A 23,195-nucleotide genomic window follows, 5' to 3' on the forward strand; every position below is an offset into this window, starting at 1 on the left:
GCTGCGTCGGCGACTGCGGATGTTTTCCGGTCATCGTGACGGGGAATGTCCTCCAGTATCGGATGTTCACCACTAATGGCGGTCCGGTGTACGACACCGCAATCAAGCTCGAGGAGCGATTATGCGCGCGATCAGGCACCGCACGATCAGACGCTGTCGGACACTTGCGGTCGTCGCTGTCCTTGCCGCGTCAGGCATATTCGGGCAGGTAGCCGTAGCGTCGGCCGACGGTCCCGCTCTGGATCACGTCGAGCGCATCAATGACCGCCAGATGAATATGTACGTGTACTCGGCCGCAATGGACAAGGTAATCCGCCTCGAGGTAATCCGTCCCGAAGATACGAGCGTGCGCCGCCCAACGCTGTACTTGCTCAACGGTGCCGGCGGCGGCGCAGACGGTGGCGTCGATGCGGCGACCTGGCAGACCAAGACGGACGTGGTCGATTTCTTCGCCGACAAGAATGTCAATGTCGTCACTCCCATCGGCGGCGCGTACAGCTACTACACCGACTGGCAGCAGCCCGATCCTGTTCTCGGCCTCAACAAATGGACCACCTTCCTGACCGAGGAGCTGCCTCCGATTGTTGACGCCACGCTGGGAACGACCGGTGTCAATGCCATCGCCGGACTGTCGATGGCGGGAACTTCCGTCCTTAACCTGGCTGAGTCGGCGCCGTCGCTGTATCGAGCAGTTGGTGCATTCAGTGGGTGCGCCGAGACGAGCACCCAACCCGGCCAGAGTTACGTCACCTTTGTCGTCAGTGCACGCGGCGGAAACGCAAACAACATGTGGGGCCCACCCGGCGATCCGGCGTGGGTAGCCCACGACCCCGTCGTCAATGCCGAGAAGCTGCGCGGCATCAACTTGTACATCAGCAACGGCAGCGGAATGCCTGGCCCTCATGACACCCTCGACGGACCGCAGGTCAACGGAGATATCGGCACCCTGGCCAACCAGGTGATCGTGGGCGGAGTCATCGAAGCGGGAACCAACCAGTGCACCCAGCGATTGGCCGAGCGGCTCAGTTCTCTGGGAATTCCGGCCACGGTCGACTTCCGTCCGACCGGTACTCACTCATGGGGCTACTGGCAAGACGATCTGCACAACTCCTGGCCCATGATTTCAGGTTCTCTCGGCTGATTTCGGCGCCTCGTTTTTCCAGGCTTCGTGATCGTGAGAATGTGCCAACTGCCCGACTGGCGCGGCCGTCCCGTTCAGCCGATCCTCCAAGGGGAGAGGCCTACCAGCAGTGACAAGGCGATAAAGGCTGCCAGGACCGTGTAGAACACCCTCGAATCAAGTATGAGAGCGAGTTCGGTCTCCTCGATCCTTCCTGCATCATTTTCGTCGTCGTTCACGTTTCGGTGTCCTATCTCGTAGCCGTCCGTCGCGGTCGAATCTTGCTGGCACTCTTTGCCGATGGCCCGCATCGTCGGAACGATTCGGGCCATCGGTGTTCGGCCACGAACGGGTGCCCGACTCGGCCGTGAACAAGGTGCTTACTCGCTGGGCCTCCACGTTGCGACAGCCCAGATAACTACGATGTCGAGTGCGATGACGAGAATCGACCACAGCGGGTAGTAGGGCATCCACAGGAAGTTCGCGACGATCGACAAAGCGGCAATAACGAAAGCGAGGCCGCGAGCCCAGCTCGCTCCGGCGAAGAGTCCCAGTGCAACAACGATTCCGACGGCACCCAGGATGACGTGGATCCATCCCCATGTGGTGATGTCGAACTGGTAGGTGTAGTTGATTCCGACGACGAAGAGATTGTTGTCGGCAAGTGCGGCGATTCCTTGTAGAACACTGACGAGCCCCGCCGCGAGCAGCAAAATCGCGGCCGCGAACGTTGTGCCGGCGGCGATGCCTTGCTTGACCGGGCTAGTGGATTGAGTTTGCGACGTTGTGGTCATCTGATGTCCTTTCGGCGGAAGTGTCTTCGGCCAGTCTCTGATGAACGCTGCAATCGAACATCATCCTCAACGGATGATCACTCATCTGTAACGGGTGATGCCGTCGACCGGCTCTGCCTGAGACTCTGAACTCGAACATTCCGGGATACACCAGTTCGGGAGGAAACACTTCATGGCGGAATCGGTCGAGCCCCCCGGCATTTCCCCTGCCTGGTCACTTCCACGTGGGGTCATCGTTCTGTTGGGGTTGGCCAGTCTGGTCGTTTCGGTAGCCGGAATGAGGTCGTTCGCTTCCGTTATCGGACCAGTTTTCCTTGCCCTCATGCTCACGGTGGCCGTGCACCCACTACCAATATGGTTGCAGCGAAAAGGATTACCCCGATGGGCGGCGACCCTCATCGCGTTGGTCGCGGTCTACAGCATTCTGAACCTGCTCGTTCTTCTGCTGATTATCTCGGTGGCCAGGCTCGGCAGCATACTGCCGGACTACCAGAGCGACATCGACCAGCTGTTAGACAGCACGCGAACATCATTGAACAACAACGGGATCGGATCCGACCAGATTCACAACCTGCTTTCCGGAATTGATGCGAGTGCACTGTTCGGGTTCGTCGAAGGAATACTGGAGGGCGCACTCGGGATCTTCTCGAACCTGCTCTTCGTGCTCGTGCTACTGCTGTTCATGGCAGTAGATGGCAGCTCTTACGCCGAACGCATGGGGGAGCTGGTGCGCTCGCGTCCCGACATCGCCGGAGCGTTGAATGCCTTCTCCTCCGGCACCCGCAAATACCTGATCGTCTCCACGGTGTTTGGTGCCATCGTCGCCGTCCTCGACACGGGACTGCTGTGGGCACTGGGGATTCCACTCCCCGTATTGTGGGGGTTGCTCTCGTTTATCACCAACTACATTCCCAACATCGGGTTCGTTCTCGGACTGGTGCCTCCGGCGTTGCTGGCATTGCTGCAAGGTGGTGTCGGATCGATGATCACCGTCATTGTGCTCTACAGCGTCGTCAACGTCGTCATCCAATCTGTGATCCAACCGAAGTTTGTCGGCGATGCAGTGGGTCTATCGGTTACGCTGACATTCTTGTCGTTGGTTTTTTGGTCCTGGGTACTCGGCCCACTCGGTGCAATACTCGCAATCCCGTTGACGCTCATGGCCAAAGCGCTTCTGGTCGACATCGATCCGTCCACGCGCTGGGCTGATGTCCTGTTGGGTGGGGGTCCGGCAGCAGCGCCGAAAGGGACTCCGCCGACGGAAACTGTGCCTGACCCGGAACCCGACAAGGTCCCGGTTGCATGATTCTCCCACCGCGGCGCCGCGTCCAGCTCGCTTTATCGGCCAGTAAAGCTGACTCGCAAGAGGATTCAAGATTCCGGTTCACACGCCAAGTCGACGTAGTTAGGATTCCAGCATGCTTCTCATAGCGATCATATTGTTCGGGACAATCATCGGTGCCGCAGCCCAGCTGCTTCTGGGAAAGTCCAAGAAGGGAGTGGACTGGAGCGCGGCATTCGCTGCCGGAATCATCGGTTCGTTTGTCGGTGGCTTGTTGGTCAGCCTGCTTTCAGGTGACGGCCTCGCGTTTCGCCCGAGTGGGATCATCGGTTCGGTGGTCGGAGCAATCATTGTCACGGCAGGATGGCATTGGTGGAAGGGTAAGAATGCTGCGCGCGTGTAGCGGATAACTTCCACACGGCGTTGCTGTTTCGTCAGATAGCGACGAGGGCCCGCAAGATCCCACCGGTAGGTCGACTGAAGTCGACCTACCGGTGGGATTTCAGGTTCGGACAATGGCGGGGGTGACGTAGCTTCTGTCGAGGACAGCGGGCAGTGGTTCGTACATGCGCAGCACTGGTCTGAAATCGCCGGCGGGGGCCGGTAGCCAGTTGGCGGCGGCATCCGCATCGGATGGCTTGTCATGACTGATGGTGATTGTCAGGCCGCCGTGCTCGTCGAACACCAATCCCGGAGTCCGGTCGCCGATCGAGTAACGCTCGATCGGGTTGGCGACGAGAAAGAAATCGGGGACGGAATACATGGTCAGGGACCAGAAGGCGTTCACTGGCGGCAACGGATCCAGATGCAGAGTGTAGGTGCGTGCTCCGTTGAGTTGCTCGCCACGGTCATCGACATAGGTAATGATGTAGGCAGCTTCGTAGGCATGATTTCCCCAGAGCCCGCCTTTGGCTGCGGCTGCACGCTCGATGATGCGCAAGGACGGATTCTCGATCTTGAACGCCGCGTCGTCGATCGTGCCGACCTCGAAGAAGTCGAGGTTGTAATCGAAGGCATGAAACGTCAGTGTCCATCCGTTGACCTGTGGGCTGGATCCCGAAGTCAATGCTTGATGCAGGTTTTGTTCACCCACAGACAGACCGGCGCGCAACGATTTCGCGAATTGATCCGACGGTGATGTGTACGGAGAGTCCTCGTCTGAAAGACCTACCGGTGCAAAGGATTTCTGCAGCGGGACGTCTCGGTCGGCCGGGGGAAATGCTTGCGAGCGCACACGCAGTTTCTCCAGGAAAGAGAACTCGTCCGCAACCGCGGAATCAGTCTTCGGGAGTTCGGTGGGGACTGCGCGGGGGTCCAGCGCAGTCAGGGTAGTGGCGTCTTGAAGTGCATGAACTGAATCCAAGTCGGCTTCGCCGGCGCAGGCCCACCGTCCCACGATGGAGGCGATCCGGGTCGGGAACCTGATCACTGTGGTGCCCGTGGGGGCGTCGCCGTCCCAGTTTTGTGGAACGAGAAGGAAATCCCCTGCTCCAGTGCCTGTCGAGCGGTGGCCGACATACGCAAAGTTATTTGTCCAGGCGTCGACGAACTGCAGGACGTAGTATCGGCCGGCGGTATCGGGTACGTGGAGGGCGACCGGGCCGACAGAGAGATCGATCTGAGCCATGGAATAGACCGTGTCGTTGTTGATCGTCACAAAGGTATCGTCAGGTCCGGCGAGTGTACGAGCATGGCTGAAGGTGTTGAACGGGGCTGCTGGGTTCGCGCCGACTCCTTCGCTCACATACCTGCCCACCTGATCCAGATTGAAGACGATGGGAAAGCCGTAAATATAGGCTTGTGCGACAAGTCCTGTGAGGTCGTCGTTCATGCAATTTTCCTCTCGTACATCTTGCCGACATGCATCGCGCGGCGCGGGCATTCACGGCCCGCGTCGCCGAGTATTCGGCAATCGGCGGCCGATTACCTCATCCTCTTCGGGTGAAAATCCTCGCAGAGTGCGGGGATCCAGCAAGGCGTCGAACGACGTGAAAACTATTTTCGACCGCCGAGCGTCAAATCCTCGACATACTTGTTGATTTGGCTATCGGGCGGTTATTTTCAAGTTTCGATGGAGTTTCTTGGCTGGTCGGAAGAGATTTCGACATTTGATTCCTATCGCTATCTCATAGTGAAGATCGATAATCCAGCGACTCGGTGGCTAATTGTTGAAATGTGAAGCGTCAGCGGGGACTTTAGTCGTAATTCACCCAAAATTCCCTTTATGGTCCGTGTTTTGACTGGATGGAACTTATACTCCGATTGTCCATTGTGGCCATGTTTCAATATGGGACGGCGGGGTATATAAATTGGGAAACACGAAATTTGTCAATACCGGGACACCCCGCTTGCCTTCGACCTCGGCTGTGCAGGATTACGCTGAGCCAACCACGAGGGCGAGAACAGTAACGCGGTCAAGGCTGTACCGAGTTCTCGATTCGGCCGTACAAAGCTCCAGCCCTCAAGGGCGGGTACTTCTGCTCTGCGCACCGGCAGGGACTGGCAAAACAGTCCTGTTAAACGAGTGGTCCGCCCGGGCATCGGCTGAGTTCGGTACAGATTGTGCACGGTTGAACATGACCGAACATGAAAACAATGTTTCCATCTTCTGTGCATCGCTGCTCCGAGCATTGAATTCAATTGTGCCCGTGTCGAGTACGAATCTGCCACCGACGTTTGACGCTCTCGATAGGTTCATTACGGAACTCACCACGTCTATCAAGGATCTCGGAAAGACGACGACCGTGATCATCGACGATGCGCACGAGATATACGATCCTGTCGTCATCAGCGTTGTGGACAGGCTCCTCCACTGCGCTCCGGCAAATTTGTCTTTCATCATTGCCGCCCGTCATGAGCCGCCACAGTCGTGGAACTCTCTTGCGCTCAGTGACCGTCTGACACGCCTGGGGTCGGCCGAACTATCGTTCGAAACCGGGGAAATTCAGGAGATCCTCGTGCAATCCGGAATTCTGCTCGATGACAGCGCGTTGACCACCATCGCTCGACGGACGCAAGGGTGGGGAGCGCTCGTCCGTTTCGCCGCGATGTATCTATCCGGGCGTCACGATATTGCTCAAGCCGTTTCCGAGTTCGCGAGTACTCCTCGACCGGTAGCGGATTTCCTTGTCGGGGAATTGATCTCGTCTCTTCCGGCTGGGTCGATTGCATTTCTGCTCCGCACTGCGGTTCCTGCCCGATTCACGGTAGACCTGGCGATGGTCTTGGCCGGCGACGATGCCGCTGCACATCTGGACGAGTTGGAGCGACTGAACATGCCCCTCATCCGAACCGATACGGCAGATCACCGCACCTGGTACACGTACCACCCCATGCTGCGTGAATATTTGTATGCCGAGTATCGCCGAAGTGATGCACCCGCTTTGCATGATTCGCACATGCAGGCTTCACGTTGGTTCGAAGGTCACCACGACTACTTGGCTGCCCTGGAACATGAGATCACGCTCGACGACGACACACGCATGATCGAATTGCTGGGGCGCCGAGGGTTGGGAATGATCCACGACGGGCTAGGCCATGAGTTGATTTCCGCGCTGCGCGAGCTACCCGTCGGTGTTGCGGAGGACGCCGGAACCCAGTTGCTTCATGCTGCTGCGGCCGTCACAACTCGAGACTTCGACGCAGCCGCGGCTTATTTGGAGTTTCTACAAGACAAAGCGTTGGCCAATGCTTGGCAGTGCTCGCTGTTTCTGGGGCTGCAACTCGAAACAGTCCGATACACGGCAGATTCGCGGCAGGCACTGTTATTGGATGCTCTCACCCGACATCGAGCCTCCGGAGATTCCGACGTCGACGCCTACGTTCAACTTCAAATCGGCATCACACAAAACTTGCATCATGAATTCCGGGAGTCTGTCCAGAGTTTGGAGAAAGCCGTCGTTCTGGCACAAGTTCGCAATCGATGTGCCCTCGTCCTCGAATCCATGACGGCATTGGCGATCACCTACGGAGTGTCCACCGATATCGGAGCAATGGCAGAAAAATCGGATTTCGCCCTCACCTACGCCAACGACCACGACCTTTCCCACCACCCGATAACCGAACAAGCTGCGTCAGTTTCGGCGCTCGCCGGATACCTGCGGGTAACCCCTCCTCGTTCGGACGCAATCATCGACGCCTCTTCCCTCGCTCGCAGGTCGGCGATCGGTACAGACACCCCCGCCTACGGCTGGCACGCAACGGTCATCTTCGCCTTGCAAGGACTTGAACTTGCTCAGGAGAACCGCCGACGACCAGCATCCGTGATGCGCGATGCGATGCTCCGACTCATTTCCGGCGGTGACCACCACACTGACACACTGGCATTCCTCCCCGTCGTGGTACATGCGTGTTTGAACGTCGGCGAACCCGACTGGGCATTGCGCATAGTTCACGATGCAGCCCACAAATTCGGCGACACCACTGATGTGAGATTGGGCCGCGCCGGGATCCGACTTGCGACGGGCAAAGTCTCGGAGGCCCGTGTCGAAATCGACACCATCGCTTCTTCTTCACCTCAATTTGTCATGGCCGGCGGCGTCTACGCAGCAGTTCTCGATGCATGTATCCATGCGCGGCAAGGTCACACGAAGCTGGCACGCACGGCGCTCGAATCGGCGCTGCTGAGAGCTCGATCGAGCACTGCGCTTCGTCCATTCTTTGATCTGAAGGCGGAGATTCGTCCACTGCTGAGTTCTTTCAGTGGTCATTTCGGGGATAACAATGATTTCGCTGAGAACCTGCGACAGCGATTGGAAATGGATACCACCACACCGAGGCCCATTCTCACTCCTTCTGAGCTGAAAACGTTGCATGAGTTGTCTTCCGGTGACACCACGGAAGCGATAGCGGAAACCTTTGGGCTGTCGGTGAATACCGTGAAGACGCATCTGCGGGGTATCTATCGGAAACTCGAAGTCGCAAATCGTCGGGAAGCGTTGCAGTCGGCCAGGAAGGTCGGATTACTCTGACGTCGGACGTCCGGAAGCTGTTTGGTGATGTCGTCGATATTGAAATGGATCCACGCTGATGCGGTATGAGTCCACGTCGTTCGCAGTAGCCGAGTCCAAAGAGCGAGTCCGAACGTGGGTATCGGCGACCGGTAGCCGGCAGTTGTGTCTGCGTATTGGGCGTGACGTCATGCGGGCCGGCATCGTCGACAGCGCGATGACCTTGGCCGCGCAGTCCTTTACCTCACTTCTTCCGGTGATTATTGCCGTTGGTGCACTCGATAACCTCCAACCGATAGCCGCTGCCTTCTTCGATACTTACGGAGTGGATTTATCGGGACTCGAGACTGGGGCGTCTCCTTCCGCGGCATTCGGGGTCATCGGGGTGTTGATGCTTATCGTCAGCGCAACTTCTTTTGCACGAGCTTTGGGCAGAATGTACGCACGGACGTGGTTGGTCCCGACGACGACCTTCCGTCAAGCCTGGAGCTGGTTGGCAGTCGTTGTCGTGGTCGCGCTCGCGGTGGCGTTGGTAATGTGGTGCAGTTCGTTGAGCGACGTCCACCTGGTCGGAGTCGTTCTCGAACCGCTGGCCGTGTTCGTCGTCTGGGCGCTCGCGTGGACGGTGGTACCTCGTCTATTGACCGGCCAGGGGTTGACTGGCCGGATGCTTGTCTTCGCAGGATTCCTGACGGCCACAGGGTTGACCGTGCTGGACGTGCTCAGCGGGATATTCCTACCGCGGATGGCGCAGAGTTCCGAGGATCAATTCGGAGTCCTGGGGCTGATGTTCACCTTCGTCGGGTGGCTCTTCGTCTACTCCACCATCGTTGTCACCGCTGCCTGCATCAGCAGTTCTTTCTCGCGAGACGCCGGATCTCTCGGGGCATGGTTGCGTTCCAGCCCGACAGGTGAAGGCCACTGGTTTTACCAAAAGGATTAGCGTGGAAGGAAGGTGGTTGGAAAGTAAAAGAACAGCGTCACTGACAGCCCGAGGAAACCATGTGTGGAATAACCGGATGGATCTCGTTCGATCGCGACCTACGGTCCGAGCAGTCGACAGTTGACTCCATGACCGAGACGATGAAGTGTCGTGGACCAGACGCGCGCGGTACCTGGGTGGTCGAGCACGCCGCGCTGGGGCATCGACGGCTTGCGATCATCGATCTGCCCGGCGGGAATCAGCCGATGAGCGTCGACACCGCTGGTGGGCCGATCGCGATGGTCTATTCGGGCGAGGCGTACAACTTCGGTGAATTGCGCCGAGAACTGCGCGGACGCGGACACGTGTTCGTCACGGACTCCGACACCGAGGTTGTGCTGCACGGATACCTGGAATGGGGGGAAGCCGTCGCACAGCGCCTCAATGGCATGTACGCGTTCGCCGTCTGGGATTCACGCGTCGACACCCTTGTGATGATCCGTGACCGCATGGGAATCAAGCCGTTCTACTACTACCAGACGCCCGATGGTGTGCTGTTCGGTTCGGAACCCAAAGCGATACTTGCCAATCCGATCTCCGAGTCGACGGTCACGATGGACGGGATCCGCGAGCTATTGGCATTCGTGAAGACGCCGGGTCACGCGGTCTGGGATGGAATGCGCGAGGTGGAACCGGGAACGGTGGTCACCGTTTCACGCGCCGGATTACGCACCCATCGCTACTGGACGCTGCACACCCGGCCGCACACCGATGACCAGGACACCACGGTGGCGCATGTTCGTGAACTTCTCGACGACATCGTGCGTCGGCAACTCGTCGCGGATGTGCCACGGTGCACGCTACTTTCCGGTGGACTCGATTCTTCCGCGATGACCGCTATCGCGGCGCAACAACTGGCCGAGGTCGACGAGACGGTCCGCACGTTCTCTGTCGACTTCGTCGGTCAGGCCGAACATTTTGTCGCGGACGAACTGCGTGGAACTCCGGACACCCCGTACGTCCACGACGTGGCCCGACGGTCCCGGACTGCTCACGAGGACATCGTGCTCGACAACGACGCACTGGCCGACCCCGCGGTGCGGGCAAAGGTCATCCGCGCACGCGACCTTCCGGCGGGGCTCGGGGACATGGACGCGTCACTGTATTTGCTGTTCACAGCGATCCGCGGGCTTTCCACGGTGGCACTGTCCGGAGAGTCGGCTGACGAGGTATTCGGCGGATACAAACAGTTTTTTGATCCTGACGCGCAAAAGGCCGATACGTTTCCCTGGCTCGTACACCACGTAGAACGTTTCGGTGATGACAGTGACATCTTCACTCCGGAGGTGACTGCGGCATTGAACCTGGATGTGTACGTGCAGGATTCGTACGACAGTGCGGTTTCCGGAATCGACAGGCTAGGTGGAGAATCCGACTTCGAGTGGAGGATGCGCAAGATCTGCTACCTGCATTTGACGAGGTTCGTGCGTGTCCTGCTCGACCGCAAGGACCGAATGAGCATGGCAGTCGGGTTGGAGGTTCGTGTGCCGTTCTGCGATCACCGGTTGGTGGAGTACGTGTACAACACGCCGTGGTCGATGAAGACATTCGACGGGCGTGAGAAATCGTTGCTTCGTGCCGCGACCAGGGATGTATTGCCGCAGTCGGTGATCGAACGGGTGAAGTCGCCCTACCCGTCCACCCAGGATCCCAAGTACGCCGTGGCATTGCAGCAGCAGGGCAAGGAGTTACTCGGTCAGTCTGGACACCCGGTGTTCGGGTTGATAAGCCCGGGATGGCTGACGCGGGCGGTGTCCGTCGATACCCCACAGGTCACTCAGGTTTCTCGTCGTGGTCTCGAGAGAACCCTCGACCTTGCGATGTGGATGGACATGTACAACCCCACCATCCGGCTCTAGCTAGAGATATACCGACGGGGAGAATTAGATGGATGTCGTGAATCCTCGGTAATCGTCGTCGGCGATCTGAGTGCAGAGTATTCGGTAGTTTCCGACGCCGCCGAGGTAAGGCAAGAAGATTCTCGGCTTGCCGGGGATGTTTGCGCCCAAGTACCACGAATCAGCTTGCATATAAAGGCTTTCGGCGGCAATGCCGGTCACATGGCTCGCCCACTCATCCTGGGCTGTGCTGGTCGCCTCCGCGACATGTGCTCCGGTCCGGCGCATGTGATCGATGTAATCGACGACCCACTCGACGTGCTGTTCGATCGAGACGACGACGTTGGAGAGCACCGACGGACTACCCGGTCCGGTGACGATGAACATGTTGGGAAAGCCTGCGACTGCCACTCCGAGGTACGTCCGTGGTCCGGCCGCCCAGGCGTCACGCAACGCCAGGTTGTTTCGCCCTCTGATGTCGATGCCGTCCAAGGACCCGGTCAAGGCGTCGAATCCTGTGGCGTAGACGATCATGTCGAGTTCGTGGAGTTCAGCCGCCGTCTCGATGCCGCCTCGATCGAGGCGTTCGATCGGCGTTGCGCGTACGTCTACCAGCGTGACGTTGTCACGGTTGAACGTCTCGTAGTAGTCGCTACCGATGCACAACCGCTTTGTTCCTAACGGATACCCCTTGGGGCACAGAGCTTCTGCGGTGATCGGATCCGATACGGTCTCGCGGATCTTGGACCGGACGAACTCGGCGGCAGTCTCGTTTGCAGCGGCGTCGAACATGAGGTCGCCGAACGTAGTCTGGAACGCGATTCCACCGGCTGCCCAGCGACTCTCGTACTCTTTGTCGCGGACCTCCGGCGAGGCCTCGAGTGCCATTCCCGCGGGCGGCGGCAGTATCCATCCACCGTGGGATTCACGCTGAAGTGCTCGGCGCGACGGGTATTGTGCCTTGATATCGTCGAGTTCGCCAGGGCTGAGAGGCCGGTTGCGGGCGGGGATGACAAAGCCGGGAGTCCGCTGAAATACCGTGAGATGGTCGGCTTGCTCGGCAATGATCGGGATCGCTTGCACCCCGGACGATCCGGTGCCGATGACGCCGACTCGCTTGTCCGTGAAATCGACACCGCCTGCGGGCCAGTGCGCGGTGTGATGGACCTCGCCACCGAAAGCTTCCTGGCCATCCATCTGGGGGATCCGGGCGGCCGAGAGTGCACCGGTTGCCATGATCATCCACCGCGCGGTGGCGGTGTTGCCGTCATCGGTGGCGATAATCCAGAGTCCGGCGGTCTCGTCGAACTGGGCGGAGGTCACTCGGGTGTCGAAGGCGATGTCGTCACGGAGGCTGAAGCGGTCAGCGACGTGCTCGAGGTAGCGAAGGATCTCCGGCTGCGTTGGAAAGCGTTCGGTCCAGACCCATTCCTGCTGCAGGTCGTCGTCGAACGAGTACGAGTAGTCGGCACTGTCGACGTCGCAGCGGGCGCCCGGATAGGTGTTCCAGAACCATGTCCCGCCGACGCCGGTGCCGGCCTCGAACCCGTGCACGGACAGTCCGCGCTGTCGGAGGCTGTGCAGTGCGTACAGTCCGGCAAATCCGGCGCCAACTACAACTACGTCGTACGTGGCGTTATGTGACGTTTTGTTCGACAAGGTGGAGATCCTCATTTCGTGGTGAGCGTTCTTGTGGGCCGTTGTAGTGCCAGTAGCATCAGTGCAGGCAGTACAGGTGTTCCGCGATACGAGCGGGTGCAACGGGAGGAATGCAAGCGTGGACGCAGGGCCGATGGACAAGCCGAATCGTGCACAGCCGCTCGATCTCGCATCGTTGCCGAAGGGGCAGCTTGCGAGGCGTCAGCACATCATCGACGTCGCGGGTGAACTGTTGGTCACCGACGAGTTCGAGCGGATCCAGATCCGTGACGTTGCCGAGGGCTCCGGCGTTGCGCTCGGAACCGTGTACCGCTACTTCACATCCAAGGAGCACCTGTACGTAGCGGTGTTGCAGGACTGGTCGGCGACGGATCCCGCGACTCTCGGAAGGCCTGTGGATCTGTCCGTGTCGGACTCCGATCGGATGCGAGCCCGCCTGCATCACTCTGTCGACAGGTTTGAGAAGTATCCAACTTTCCTTCGCCTGCAAGGAAGTTTGCGGCAGTCCACCGATCCGATCGTGTGCAAGATTCTTGCGGAGTTTTCGGAACAGGTGCTGTCCTCGTATCGCGAGCAACTTGTTGATCTGCCCGCCGAGGAGGCCTCGGACGTCGTCGCGATCGTGACTGCCGTGCTGGCTCACGAGTTGAATTTGTTCGGCCTGGGGCGTCAGAGCGCCGCCGAGGTGCACCGACTGCTCGATCGCACGGTGGACTTGATCTTCGCAAGCTGAGGTCACAAAAGTCCGGTACGGATTGACCGTGCCTTCTGGTTTTGATGTGACCGTTGTCATACCGACAGACTAGAGTTAGATTCTAGTTCATGACAAGTAGCGTGCAGCGAGTACAAAGCGAGTTGGATCCCGCACTGCGGGCCGTGGCTGACGCGGTCGAGGGTGCGGGGCTCCCGCCGATGATCGACCTCACGCCAGTTGAGGCGCGCGAACGGATCCGCGCGGCACTGCCCATGTGTGCACCCGGACCCGAGATGTCCGCTGTCGACTCGCGGGCCATCGGAGACAATGTATCGGTCCGGATCTACCGACCGTTGTCGGCGAAGGCGTCCGGCACGGTTGTGCACTTCCATGGCGGAGGCTGGGTGACCGGGGATTTCGACTACGCCGATGCCACCTGTCGACTGTTGGCCGACACCGCCGGTGTTCCGGTGGTGAGCGTGGATTATCGACTGGCGCCGGAACATCAGTTCCCGGCTGCTGTCGACGACGCGTCGGCAGTACTGCGTTGGGTTGCCGCCGGATCCGAAGGGCTCGACCCGCGGATTGTCGTCACCGGGGACAGTGCGGGTGGAAACCTTGCGGCGGTCTGCGCACAGACGATGCGTACCGACAGCGAAGTCTCCTTGGTAGGTCAGGTACTCATCTATCCAGTTGTCGACGCCGATCTGACGCGAGACTCGTATGTCGCCAACTCTGGCGTGTTCCTCGGCTCGAAGGAAATGCAGTGGTTCTTTGATCATTACTGTCCCGATGCTGCGGATCGGAATTCTCCAAACCTGGCGCCGATTCGCGCAGCAGACCTTGCCGGTCTGCCGCCTGCGATTGTGGTTGTCGGTGGTCACGATCCACTACTCGACGAGGGGCTGGAGTACGCGGAGCGGTTGACCGCAGCCGGTGTTCCGGTGGAGTTGCTGCACTACCCGACCCTCCCGCACGGCTTCCTTCAGTTCACGGCCGTCTCCGCCGATGCCCGGGAGGCTACTACTGCGGTAGCTGTCGCCACCGGGCGACTGTTCGAAAATGCTGGCTTGCAGACTGATTCGATCGAAGGAGTTGCTCGTGCATGATCTCGTGATTCGAGGCGGGCTCGTTGTCGACGGGACCGGCGCGGCGCCGAGACAAGCGGATGTGGCCGTCGATGACGGCCACATCACTGCGGTGGGAGAGGTATCCGAGCCCGGACGCCGTGAGATCGACGCAGCGGGCATGCTCGTGACCCCAGGCTTTGTCGATATTCACACCCACTACGACGGTCAGGTCACGTGGGACGCGCTGCTGACGCCGTCGTCGCTGCATGGGGTCACGACAGTGGTGATGGGGAACTGCGGTGTGGGATTTGCACCCGTCAAACCGGAACAACGTGACTGGCTCATCAGCCTGATGGAGGGTGTGGAGGACATCCCCGGAAGCGTGCTGGCCGAGGGGATGACGTGGAATTGGGAGTCGTTCCCCGACTACCTCGACGCGATCGACACCCCGCACGCCATCGACTTCGCTGCCCAACTTCCGCACGGCGCCCTTCGTACGTATGTGATGGGGGAGCGGGGCGGTGACCACCTCGTCCGACCGACGGACGACGAGATCGATCGGATGGGTGACCTCGTGGCAGAAGCTGTCGAGGCAGGCGCGCTCGGTTGGTCTACGTCACGTACCGCGGTGCACAAGACGTCCAACGGCGAACCGACGCCGAGCCTGACGGCGTCGCGGGATGAACTGATCGGCCTCGCCCGCGGGCTTGCCAAGGCCGGTGCCGGTGTCGTCGACTTCATCTCCGACTTCATGGAAGAACCCGCGGAGATGACATTGGTGAGCGAGATCGTCGAGGCGGCGCAGCGGCCTATGTCGGTCTCGATCGTGCAGAGTGACCGTGCACCGGACAAATGGCGTTCGCTGCTGGACGGATTGGCGGAAGTGTCTGCGCAACATAATATTCCGATCACCGGTCAAGTCGCTCCGCGAGCTGTCGGGATCATGCTCGGCTGGGAGTTGAGCTGGCATCCGTTCATGGCGTATCCCAGCTACAGCGCGTTGGCAGACCTTCCGCGAGAAGAACGTGTGAAACAGTTGCGTCGGCCGGAGGTCAAGGCAGCAATTCTTGCGGATAGCCCGGTGACGGACAGTGACTTCGTCGCGAGGCTGTCGACGCAATTCGAGCACGTCTACCTGCTCGGTGATCCGCCCAATTACGAACCGGGGCCAGGCGATTCCGTCGCCGCACTGGCCGAACGTTCCGGTGTCTCGGCCGTCGAGGTCGCCTACGACGCGATGATGGCGCAGGACGGCCGCGCCCTGCTGTATTTCCCGATGCTCAACTACGCCGGCGGAAACCTCGACGCTGTCCGGGAGATGCTTGCCCGGCCCGATACGGTACCGGCACTCGGTGACGGCGGCGCCCATTGCGGGGCAATCTGCGACGCGAGCTTCCCGACGACGTTGCTCACCCATTGGGGGCGTGACCATCGGAACAGCGAATCGCTGTTTCCGGTCGAGTGGTTGATCAAGCGGCACACCGTCGACACTGCCGCAGTGGTGGGGCTGCTCGATCGGGGCCAGGTGCGGCCGGGGTACCGAGCGGATCTCAACGTGATCGACTTCGATCGGCTCCAGGCGGACCATCCGGAGGTGTTGTACGACTTGCCAACTGGTGGACGTCGTCTGATGCAGACCGCAACCGGCTATGTTGCGACGGTGGTGGCGGGTGAGGTCGTCTTCGAGGAGGGCGAGCACACCGGCGCCTTGCCAGGACGGCTTGTGCGGGGAGCCAAGACAGCTCCCGAACCAGCCGTGTCGTGACATTCATTCCCACCTTTCACATTCTCAGCGAAAGTAGAACTATATGAAGCGTTGTTCTCTCACCCGAGTCGCTACTGCGCTCATTGCATTGACGACGGTGACAGCACTGGTGGCAGGCTGCGCCGGAAGTGGATCGACATCGGAGACAGACGCGTCGGACGTGACGACCGGACTCGTCGGCAATCAGGAAAGCGGTGGCGACCCGCAATCGGGAGGAACGCTGTCGTTCGCGACGTACAACGGCGTCAGCAGTCTCGATCCGGCTGACCGGCAGGACGGCGGTGCGACCGGCGGCAACGAGATGGCTGCAATCTACGACCTACTCATGCGGTACAACCCGGAGTCCAAAGCGTTCGATCCGCAGCTCGCAAAGTCACTGGAAGCCAACGGCGACAACACAGTCTGGACCTTGAAGCTCCGTGACAATGCGAGATTCAGCGACGGTTCGGCAGTCGACGGCGCATCGGTGGTGTGGAGTATCAACCATTATCTGGAGAAGAAGGGCACTCACACCCAGGTCTGGAAGGCGAGCGTCGCCGACGTTCAATCGCCTGATCCGTCGACGGTGGTGTTCACGCTGAAGCAGGCGTGGAACGAGTTCCCGATCATGTTCACCACCGGTCCCGGAATGATCGTCGCACCGTCGTCGATGGCCACGGGCGTCTTCACACCGATCGGCGCCGGCCCGTTCACGGTCGAGAAGTTCGCTTCGCAAGATGAATTGGTGCTGGCCGCCAGCCCCACCTACTGGAACGGCAAGCCGAATCTGGACAAGCTGCGCTTTCCCGCGATCGTCAGTGAGCAGGCCAAGGTGGATGCTCTCCATGCCGGCGGAATTCAGGCCGCGTACCTCCGTGGTGCCGACGCAGTCCACAACGCGCTCAGCGCCGGCGACGTCGGGTACGTCTACACGGTCAACATGGGTGGCGTCGGCAACATCAATCAGCGTGAGGGGCGGGCAGGCGCCGACGTACGGGTTCGCAAAGCGATTGTGGCAGCGTTCAATCCAGAGACTTTCAACGAGCGAGTAGAAGACGGCTACGGAATGCCCGGCAGCGACATGTTCGCGTCGTGGTCGCAGTGGCATGGATCAGTGGCCGGCAACGGCTACGACCCGGAGGCAGCCAAGCAGTATCTGGGTGAGGCAAAGGCCGACGGATACGACGGCAAACTCACCTACGTGGGCCTGAACGATCCGGCCGCGCAGAGGAGTGCGTTGGCGTTCCAAGCGATGCTGCAGGCAGTCGGTTTCACAGTCGAGATCGTCTATGCCACCAGCATCAACGACCTCGTGAAGGCCATGTACGCCAAGCATGACTACGACATCGGATATGCGGGATTCAACGTCCTCGACGAGTCACCCTTCGTTCGGATGTACGGAAATCTTTACAGCGAATCGTCCTCGAATGTACTGGGCTACAAGAATGCGACGATGGATTTGCTGTTGGCCAAGCTGCAGAGTGCTGCATCAGACGACGACCGTAAGAAGGTGGTCGAGGAGATTCAGACCTTGGTCAACGAGACGGCTCCGATGGTGACCGTCAACACCGGCAAGTACTTCATCCCCTGGAGCAAGAACGTCCACGGGATCACGCCCAGTGCTGACGGAATCATGCTCTTCGGAAATGCTTGGATGGCTCCGGATTCCGCATCCTAGTCCGGTAGTGAACTGCCGCAGATAGCCGCAACGGCGGGGTCGTGAAGACCCCGCCGTTCCTGGTTTTCCGCGCAGAATTGCGTGTCATCGCTATTGCGTGGCAGCGCCCATTTCTCTGAAGTGATCGAGCATTGTTGCCATGGCATCGGGTGCAAAGTTGCCCGGCCGGAAGGTGATTCGGCTGAATCGGCCCGAGTACGCGAACACGCCGCGGCGCAGATGCAGATCCCACGAAATCGGTGAGCGGCGCATTGCTCCCACATAGAGTCCGCTGAAGGGAACCAGCCACGACAATTGAACGAACTGAATGTCGGTTCGCACGGACTCGCCGTCCACGAAAATGCTTGCCAGCCAACGTGCTTTGCCCGGGGCATCGATTGTCACGCGGATTCGCTGAGTTCCGTCGCGCAGCGGCACCGGTTCGGCTGCGATCATCCGTCCCCACGCATTCTGAACGAGATGCAGTTGCCCGGCCTCGATGTAGAGCATGTATCCGCTCTCCTGGCCGCCATGTGCCAGCAGTACGCCTTCGTCGGCCGTGGTGAAATCGGTGAGCTCCGCCTCGAATTCAAATGACCGGCCGTCGATCAGCTGGCTCGCGCGGAATCGCTCGAGCGTCGGGGTTTCGGGGAGCAAGACCACATCCGTTGCGAACCGCTCATCGAGCGGATCGCGCTGGAACCAATGCAACGGACTGCCATTCGCCATGGGAAACACCTGATTGCGTTCAGCTGCGTCCCGCCACGCAGCGATCAGTTCCTCGACCCGCTCCGGATTCTCGGCGGCGAGATTGTTGAGCTGATTGAAGTCCTCGGCTGTCTCGAACAGTTCCCAGCGATCCTGATCGAACGGGGTCATCGGCGTGCGTTGCGCGACAGCTTCCCAATCGCCGGCGTAGTAGGCGCGTTCGCCCAGGCACTCGTAGTACTGCTCGGTGTGATTGCTGACGGCGTCGTCTCGGCGCAGCAACTCCGCCATGCTCGTGCCGTCGAGGGGTCGAGCGGCGAGACCGTGACGCTCCGTGGATACCGGTAGGCCGATGAGGTCCATCAAGGTCGGCACGAGGTCCGTCACATGCGCGTACTGGTGTCGGATGGCACCGGCAGACTCCGGCAAACCAGCCGGCCAGGACATCAGGAACGACACCTGGTGCCCGCCGCGGTAGGTACTGAACTTGTGGCGGCGGAACGGGGTGTTGGACACCGTAGCCCAACCCGACGCATATTGCGGCCAGCTTGTGGGACCACCGATCTCGTCGATACGAGGCAGCTGCTCGGCAATGCGATCAGCGTTCGTCACCACGCGTGATCGATCGAGATTGGCGAGGTGATTGAAGGCTCCGACGTCGTGCCCGCCGCCGCCGGAGGCGCCGTTATCACTCAGGAAGATGAAGATCGTGTTCTCGAGTTTGCCGAGTCGATCCAGAACGTCACGGAGCTTTCCGACGCTCTCGTCGATGGTGCCGACCATCGCTGCGAAGCCTTCCATATGGCGCGCAGCGAGCGCCTTTCCGTCGTCGGAGAGTTCGTCCCAGGCGGGGACGTCGTAACCGGCCTCTTCGCTTCGGGGAGAGAGATCGGTTTCGGGAGGAACAACCCCCAGGGATTTCTGACGTTCCAGGCGGGCTTCACGGATCGCGTCCCAACCCTGGGCGTACTTCCCCCGGAAGCGCTCCATGTCTGCAGGTTTCACGTGCATCGGCGTGTGGACCGCAGCGTGGGCGAAGTACATCATGAACGGCTTCGACGGGTCCGCAGCCTGCGTATCGGCAATCATCTGAACGGCGCGGTCCGTCAGATCGTCGGTGAGGTAGTAGCCCTCCGGGTACTGGTCGACGTGAACCGGGTTGTTGCCCTCGTACAGCTGATGTGGGAAGTGAAGATTGGACTGTGCTTCCAGGAATCCGTAGTACTGGTCGAAGCCCCGCTGAAGCGGCCACGAATGGCGGTTGCCCGCGGAATGCATGTCGGATTCCCGGCACAGGTGCCATTTTCCGATTGCCATGGTGGAGTAGCCGTTATCGCGAAGCATCTCCGCGACCGTGGGCTGGTTGGCCGGCAGTTCGGCAGCGTAACCGGGGAAACCGTCGTCGACATTGGCGACGGCGCCCATACCGACGGCGTGCGAGTTGCATCCGGTCAGTAGGGAGGCCCGTGTCGGGGAGCACGTCGGAGTCACGTGAAAGTCGGTCATACGGACACCTTCACCGGCAACTGCATCCAGGTGGGGGGTCGGAATTTCCGATCCGAAGGCTCCGATGTCCGAGTAGCCCATGTCGTCGACGAGCATCACGATGACGTTCGGTGCGCCGGCCGGGGGCGTCGGATTCTGAGGCCACGACGGTTGGGAGCTTGCGATTGATTCGGTGATGATCCCGGCGAACTCGGGACTATTCGATTGGGCTGCCATTCTCGAGACTGTAGAGACCAGGGGTCAGCGAGTCAGGTGTGAATTCCGTTCATCGGGAGCGAAAACGTGGTTGAGCTATCCGCGCAGAATTACCGTCAACACGATTGCACCGACGCACGATACGGTGACGATAAATATCGCAATCAGGTCAGCACGCTGCGGTCGTTTGGGATATGCGGCTATCAGGCCGGTACCGCCGCGGGCAGAGATCGCTTCACCCATCTCAGCGGATCGGCGGATTGCCACCGACATCGTGGTGGTGATCAGGTCGATGATCGTGTTGTCGGAAGCACTGTGCACCACACCCTTCGGCCGAAGGCGCCGCGCCGCAGCGAGTGTGAGCATCTCCTCGATCAGGAGGGGGAGTGATCGGATGCAGAGGGCTGCCGCGATTGCCCACTCGTCCACGGGGATCCGCAGGAATCGCAGCGGTCGGCCGAGCGTTGCGAGTGCGGGCGCGACATCGCTCATTGACGTGGTCAACGCCAACATCAGTGAGGCACAGAGTAATACGATTCCGAAAGTGATGGCTCGGAGATACAGGTAGACGGCGTCGAGGCCGATCGGAAGGTTGACCAGCGCGCCGCCCAGCAACAGCAACCAGATCCACCACGGTGGCCGCGGGAATGCGGACAGTGGAACACGGCCGATGATGGCGGTGACGAGAAGCAATCCGACGATTACTGCAATGGACGGCCATGACGGTGCGATCACCAGGACGAGGCTGATGAGAACAACGGCGATGATCTTTGTGCCTGCCCACAGCCGGTGAATCGGCGACGTGGTGGGTACTTCCCGCAGGAGTGTGGTCATCGCTGTGCCTCTTCCATGCTGACGGGGTTTTCGGCAAGAATGCCGTCGGCAAGGTGAATTGTTCTGCTGCACACGGCGTCCATACCGTCGACGTCATGTGAGATCACGACAATGGCCGTGCCGTTGCGCCGGATCCAGGACAGGACGTTCATGATGGCCGCTCTGCCCGGCGGGTCGAGTCCGGCGAGGGGTTCGTCGAGAATGAGCAATCGGGGTTGGCGGACGAGGAGTCCGGCCAGTACGAGCCGCCGCATCTGTCCGCCGCTGAGTTGATCGATGCTGCGGCCCGCGAGGTTCCGATCGAGGCCGACCGCGTCCAGAGCCCAGGAGACCTGGGTGGTTCCGATTTCGGGTCCGCCCGCAGCTTCGATGTCTTCGGCGACGGTGCGGCGTTGGAGTTGGAGTCTCGAATGTTGGAAGGTCAGTCCCACCGAGCCGACCTCTTTGGCAATGGGCTTGTCCTCGAACAGTGCGGTGCCGGCCGTGGGAACCGTCAACCCGGCCATGATCCACGCCAGTGTCGACTTGCCGGAACCGTTGCCGCCCAAGACGAGTAGACCGTCACCGGCGCCGATAGTGAGGTTCACATCGGTCAATGCAGTCCGAGACCACGGCGTCCGATTGTTGTAGGTGTGCGAGACATTGCTGATTTCGAGAAGCGGGCGGGTGCTACGTGGCCAGGGGGCAGAGGGCGTCGTTGGTCCGGCGCCGAGCATCCAGTGCGGCTGATGCTCGATCTGACGTCCGCCGTGGAGCTGAATTACGCGGTCGGCTCGGCGCGTATCGGCCTGATGATGCGTGACCAGAACGACCGCCATGTCGTGGCGCCGCGGGAGAGTGGCCAGCAGTTCCACCAGTTCTTCGCGGCCGGCGCGGTCGACCATCGCGGTAGCTTCGTCGGCAATGAGCAACGCAGGTTTGCGAGCGAGGGCAGCGGCAACAGCCAGACGCTGCATCTCGCCTCCCGACAGGGACGACGTTTCACGCATCGCCATACCGCCCAACCCGACTTCGGCCAGTAGTGCTTCGACGTCGGGAAGATGGTCGGGCTGCAAGCCCCACACCACGTCGTCGGCCACTCGGGTGCCGAGGATCTGACTCTCGGGCCGTTGCAGTACAACGGCAGTTCCACCGGTGCGCCCGAGTCCCGCCGCTCCCGGTCGCACCACGATGCCGGTCGACGGTGCTCGTCCGGCAAGGAGGCGGGTCAGGGTGGATTTACCGGAACCGTTGTGGCCGACGATGGCAATGAATTCGCCGCGGTCGATCGTGAAGTTGATGTCGGTCAGGGATGCGGAGTGGGCCCCGGGGTACGTGAAACCGACGTGTTCGAGAGCGAGCGGCAAGGGGCCGATCGGCCGAGTATCGAGAGCTGATTCCAGTTGATCCTCGGTAGGAATGGCCGCCAACCGATCAAGAACCGCGCCGAGTACGAAGTACGACACAACCGTGGTGAAGACGATGCCCAGGGTGGCAGTCGCGGCAATCCACACCCACCAGTAGTCGACGATGGTCCCGACGCTGTTTTCGATCCACTCGCCCGAGCCGATGAGGGGCGGCCACCGTTTCAGGATTGCCGCGACGCCACGTGCCGTGTAGTCCAACGAGTCCAGAATCAGATTTCGCAATGGCGAGAGAATCAACAGCAGAACGATCGAATACAAGGCAACAAGTGGGCCGACGACAAACGACGCCAGTAAGGCGGAGGGGAACCCGCGCCCGCGTCGTTTGACGTTGCCGATGATGCCGCCGATCAGGACGCACAGCGCGACTGCCGACGCAGATCCTGAACCGGCTGCGACAAACGCCACGACCGTCGCCGATATGCCGGAGGCGACTACCGCGCGAAGCCGGAATCTCTGGGCAACGATTCCCATCGGCACTGCGGCAACAAAGTGAAGTGCACTAGCGAGTGGGATCACCGTTGCGATGACCGAGAGGGCGACCGTGAATCCGGCCATCACGGCACCGGTCGCCAACTCGAGTGGACGTAGGTTGCCGGTGGTACGGACTTCGGGGCGGCTGCTCACCGACTCCAGTGTGCCAGTTGTGTCGAAATTGCTGAGTTGTCGAAACTACAGAGGTGATGAAACTCCCGTCCCACTGATGGTGAGACGGTCTGCCCGGTTGCGTAGGCTTCGTTCTACAACAATGCATCGGACG

Annotated in this window: 17 protein-coding genes; 10 read left to right on the forward strand and 7 right to left on the reverse strand. The window is 60.3% G+C overall.

Going from position 1 to position 23,195, the window contains the following annotated elements; genetic code table 11:
- Positions 1–121 precede the first annotated feature (121 nt).
- Positions 122–1,141 (forward strand): alpha/beta hydrolase, encoded by a 1,020-nt coding sequence (locus BDB13_RS15535; protein ID WP_094272429.1) that lies wholly within the window; start codon positions 122–124, stop codon positions 1,139–1,141.
- A 74-nt stretch (positions 1,142–1,215) separates the two neighbouring features.
- Here the strand turns inward: BDB13_RS15535 and BDB13_RS15540 are convergent, their stop codons facing one another.
- A complete protein-coding gene (locus BDB13_RS15540) occupies positions 1,216–1,431 on the reverse strand; it encodes a hypothetical protein (RefSeq protein ID WP_094272430.1) in 216 nt (71 codons plus the stop codon).
- Between the two features lie 69 nt (positions 1,432–1,500).
- On the reverse strand, positions 1,501–1,914 hold the full coding sequence (locus tag BDB13_RS15545) for a DUF7144 family membrane protein (RefSeq protein ID WP_094272431.1): 414 nt from the start codon (positions 1,912–1,914) through the stop codon (positions 1,501–1,503).
- A gap of 172 nt (positions 1,915–2,086) precedes the next feature.
- On the opposite strand from BDB13_RS15545, the gene BDB13_RS15550 reads away from it, so the two are divergent.
- Both BDB13_RS15550 and BDB13_RS15555 read left to right on the forward strand, forming a co-directional pair.
- The gene (locus BDB13_RS15550) at positions 2,087–3,220 is read left to right on the forward strand and encodes an AI-2E family transporter (protein WP_094272432.1); all 1,134 of its coding nucleotides are present in this window, start codon (positions 2,087–2,089) and stop codon (positions 3,218–3,220) included.
- Positions 3,221–3,332: 112 nt separating this feature from the next.
- Entirely contained in the window at positions 3,333–3,599 is a 267-nt protein-coding gene (locus tag BDB13_RS15555; RefSeq protein ID WP_094272433.1) for a GlsB/YeaQ/YmgE family stress response membrane protein, read from the forward strand.
- A gap of 99 nt (positions 3,600–3,698) precedes the next feature.
- Here BDB13_RS15555 and BDB13_RS15560 read toward each other — a convergent pair whose 3' ends face one another.
- Positions 3,699–5,027 (reverse strand): DUF1254 domain-containing protein, encoded by a 1,329-nt coding sequence (locus BDB13_RS15560; protein ID WP_094272434.1) that lies wholly within the window; start codon positions 5,025–5,027, stop codon positions 3,699–3,701.
- 535 nt (positions 5,028–5,562) lie between these two features.
- Between BDB13_RS15560 and BDB13_RS15565 the strand changes: the two genes are divergently transcribed.
- Genes BDB13_RS15565 through asnB form a run of 3 tightly spaced genes read left to right on the forward strand, consistent with a single transcriptional unit; the run spans position 5,563 to position 10,986 of the window.
- On the forward strand, positions 5,563–8,166 hold the full coding sequence (locus BDB13_RS15565; RefSeq protein WP_369597469.1) for a LuxR C-terminal-related transcriptional regulator: 2,604 nt from the start codon (positions 5,563–5,565) through the stop codon (positions 8,164–8,166).
- 58 nt (positions 8,167–8,224) lie between these two features.
- Positions 8,225–9,088, forward strand: coding sequence for a hypothetical protein (locus BDB13_RS15570; protein WP_094272436.1), 864 nt, complete (start codon positions 8,225–8,227; stop codon positions 9,086–9,088).
- Between the two features lie 59 nt (positions 9,089–9,147).
- Positions 9,148–10,986, forward strand: a complete 1,839-nt coding sequence (asnB, locus tag BDB13_RS15575; RefSeq protein ID WP_094272437.1) for an asparagine synthase (glutamine-hydrolyzing) — start codon at positions 9,148–9,150, stop codon at positions 10,984–10,986.
- A 24-nt stretch (positions 10,987–11,010) separates the two neighbouring features.
- Here the strand turns inward: asnB and BDB13_RS15580 are convergent, their stop codons facing one another.
- A complete protein-coding gene (locus BDB13_RS15580; protein ID WP_094272438.1) occupies positions 11,011–12,639 on the reverse strand; it encodes a flavin-containing monooxygenase in 1,629 nt (542 codons plus the stop codon).
- 103 nt (positions 12,640–12,742) lie between these two features.
- Here BDB13_RS15580 and BDB13_RS15585 point away from each other — a divergent pair, with 103 nt between their 5' ends.
- The 4 genes from BDB13_RS15585 (at position 12,743) to BDB13_RS15600 (ending at position 17,810) form a co-directional block, all read left to right on the forward strand.
- Positions 12,743–13,357 carry a TetR/AcrR family transcriptional regulator gene (locus tag BDB13_RS15585; RefSeq protein ID WP_094272439.1) on the forward strand — a complete coding sequence of 205 codons (615 nt, stop codon included), beginning with the start codon at positions 12,743–12,745 and terminating at the stop codon, positions 13,355–13,357.
- Between the two features lie 89 nt (positions 13,358–13,446).
- Positions 13,447–14,427, forward strand: a complete 981-nt coding sequence (locus BDB13_RS15590; RefSeq protein ID WP_254922826.1) for an alpha/beta hydrolase — start codon at positions 13,447–13,449, stop codon at positions 14,425–14,427.
- Entirely contained in the window at positions 14,420–16,153 is a 1,734-nt protein-coding gene (locus BDB13_RS15595; RefSeq protein ID WP_094272440.1) for an N-acyl-D-amino-acid deacylase family protein, read from the forward strand. The genes BDB13_RS15590 and BDB13_RS15595 overlap by 8 nt, the downstream gene beginning before the upstream one ends.
- Positions 16,154–16,196: 43 nt before the next feature.
- Positions 16,197–17,810 carry an ABC transporter substrate-binding protein gene (locus tag BDB13_RS15600; protein WP_094272441.1) on the forward strand — a complete coding sequence of 538 codons (1,614 nt, stop codon included), beginning with the start codon at positions 16,197–16,199 and terminating at the stop codon, positions 17,808–17,810.
- Between the two features lie 90 nt (positions 17,811–17,900).
- Here the strand turns inward: BDB13_RS15600 and BDB13_RS15605 are convergent, their stop codons facing one another.
- The 3 genes from BDB13_RS15605 to BDB13_RS15615 all read right to left on the reverse strand — a co-directional run bounded on the left by BDB13_RS15605 (position 17,901) and on the right by BDB13_RS15615 (position 23,062).
- Positions 17,901–20,219: an arylsulfatase gene (locus BDB13_RS15605; protein ID WP_094272442.1), complete on the reverse strand. Its 2,319-nt coding sequence runs from the start codon at positions 20,217–20,219 to the stop codon at positions 17,901–17,903.
- A gap of 75 nt (positions 20,220–20,294) precedes the next feature.
- Positions 20,295–21,032 (reverse strand): energy-coupling factor transporter transmembrane component T family protein, encoded by a 738-nt coding sequence (locus BDB13_RS15610; RefSeq protein ID WP_094272443.1) that lies wholly within the window; start codon positions 21,030–21,032, stop codon positions 20,295–20,297.
- Complete coding sequence (locus tag BDB13_RS15615; RefSeq protein WP_094272444.1) at positions 21,029–23,062, reverse strand: ABC transporter ATP-binding protein; 2,034 nt, start codon at positions 23,060–23,062, stop codon at positions 21,029–21,031. Before BDB13_RS15615 ends, BDB13_RS15610 begins: the two co-directional genes overlap by 4 nt.
- Positions 23,063–23,195: the final 133 nt, after the last annotated feature.

Origin of the sequence: Rhodococcus sp. OK302 (assembly GCF_002245895.1) — a bacterium.
Taxonomy (GTDB): Bacteria; Actinomycetota; Actinomycetes; order Mycobacteriales; family Mycobacteriaceae; genus Rhodococcus_F.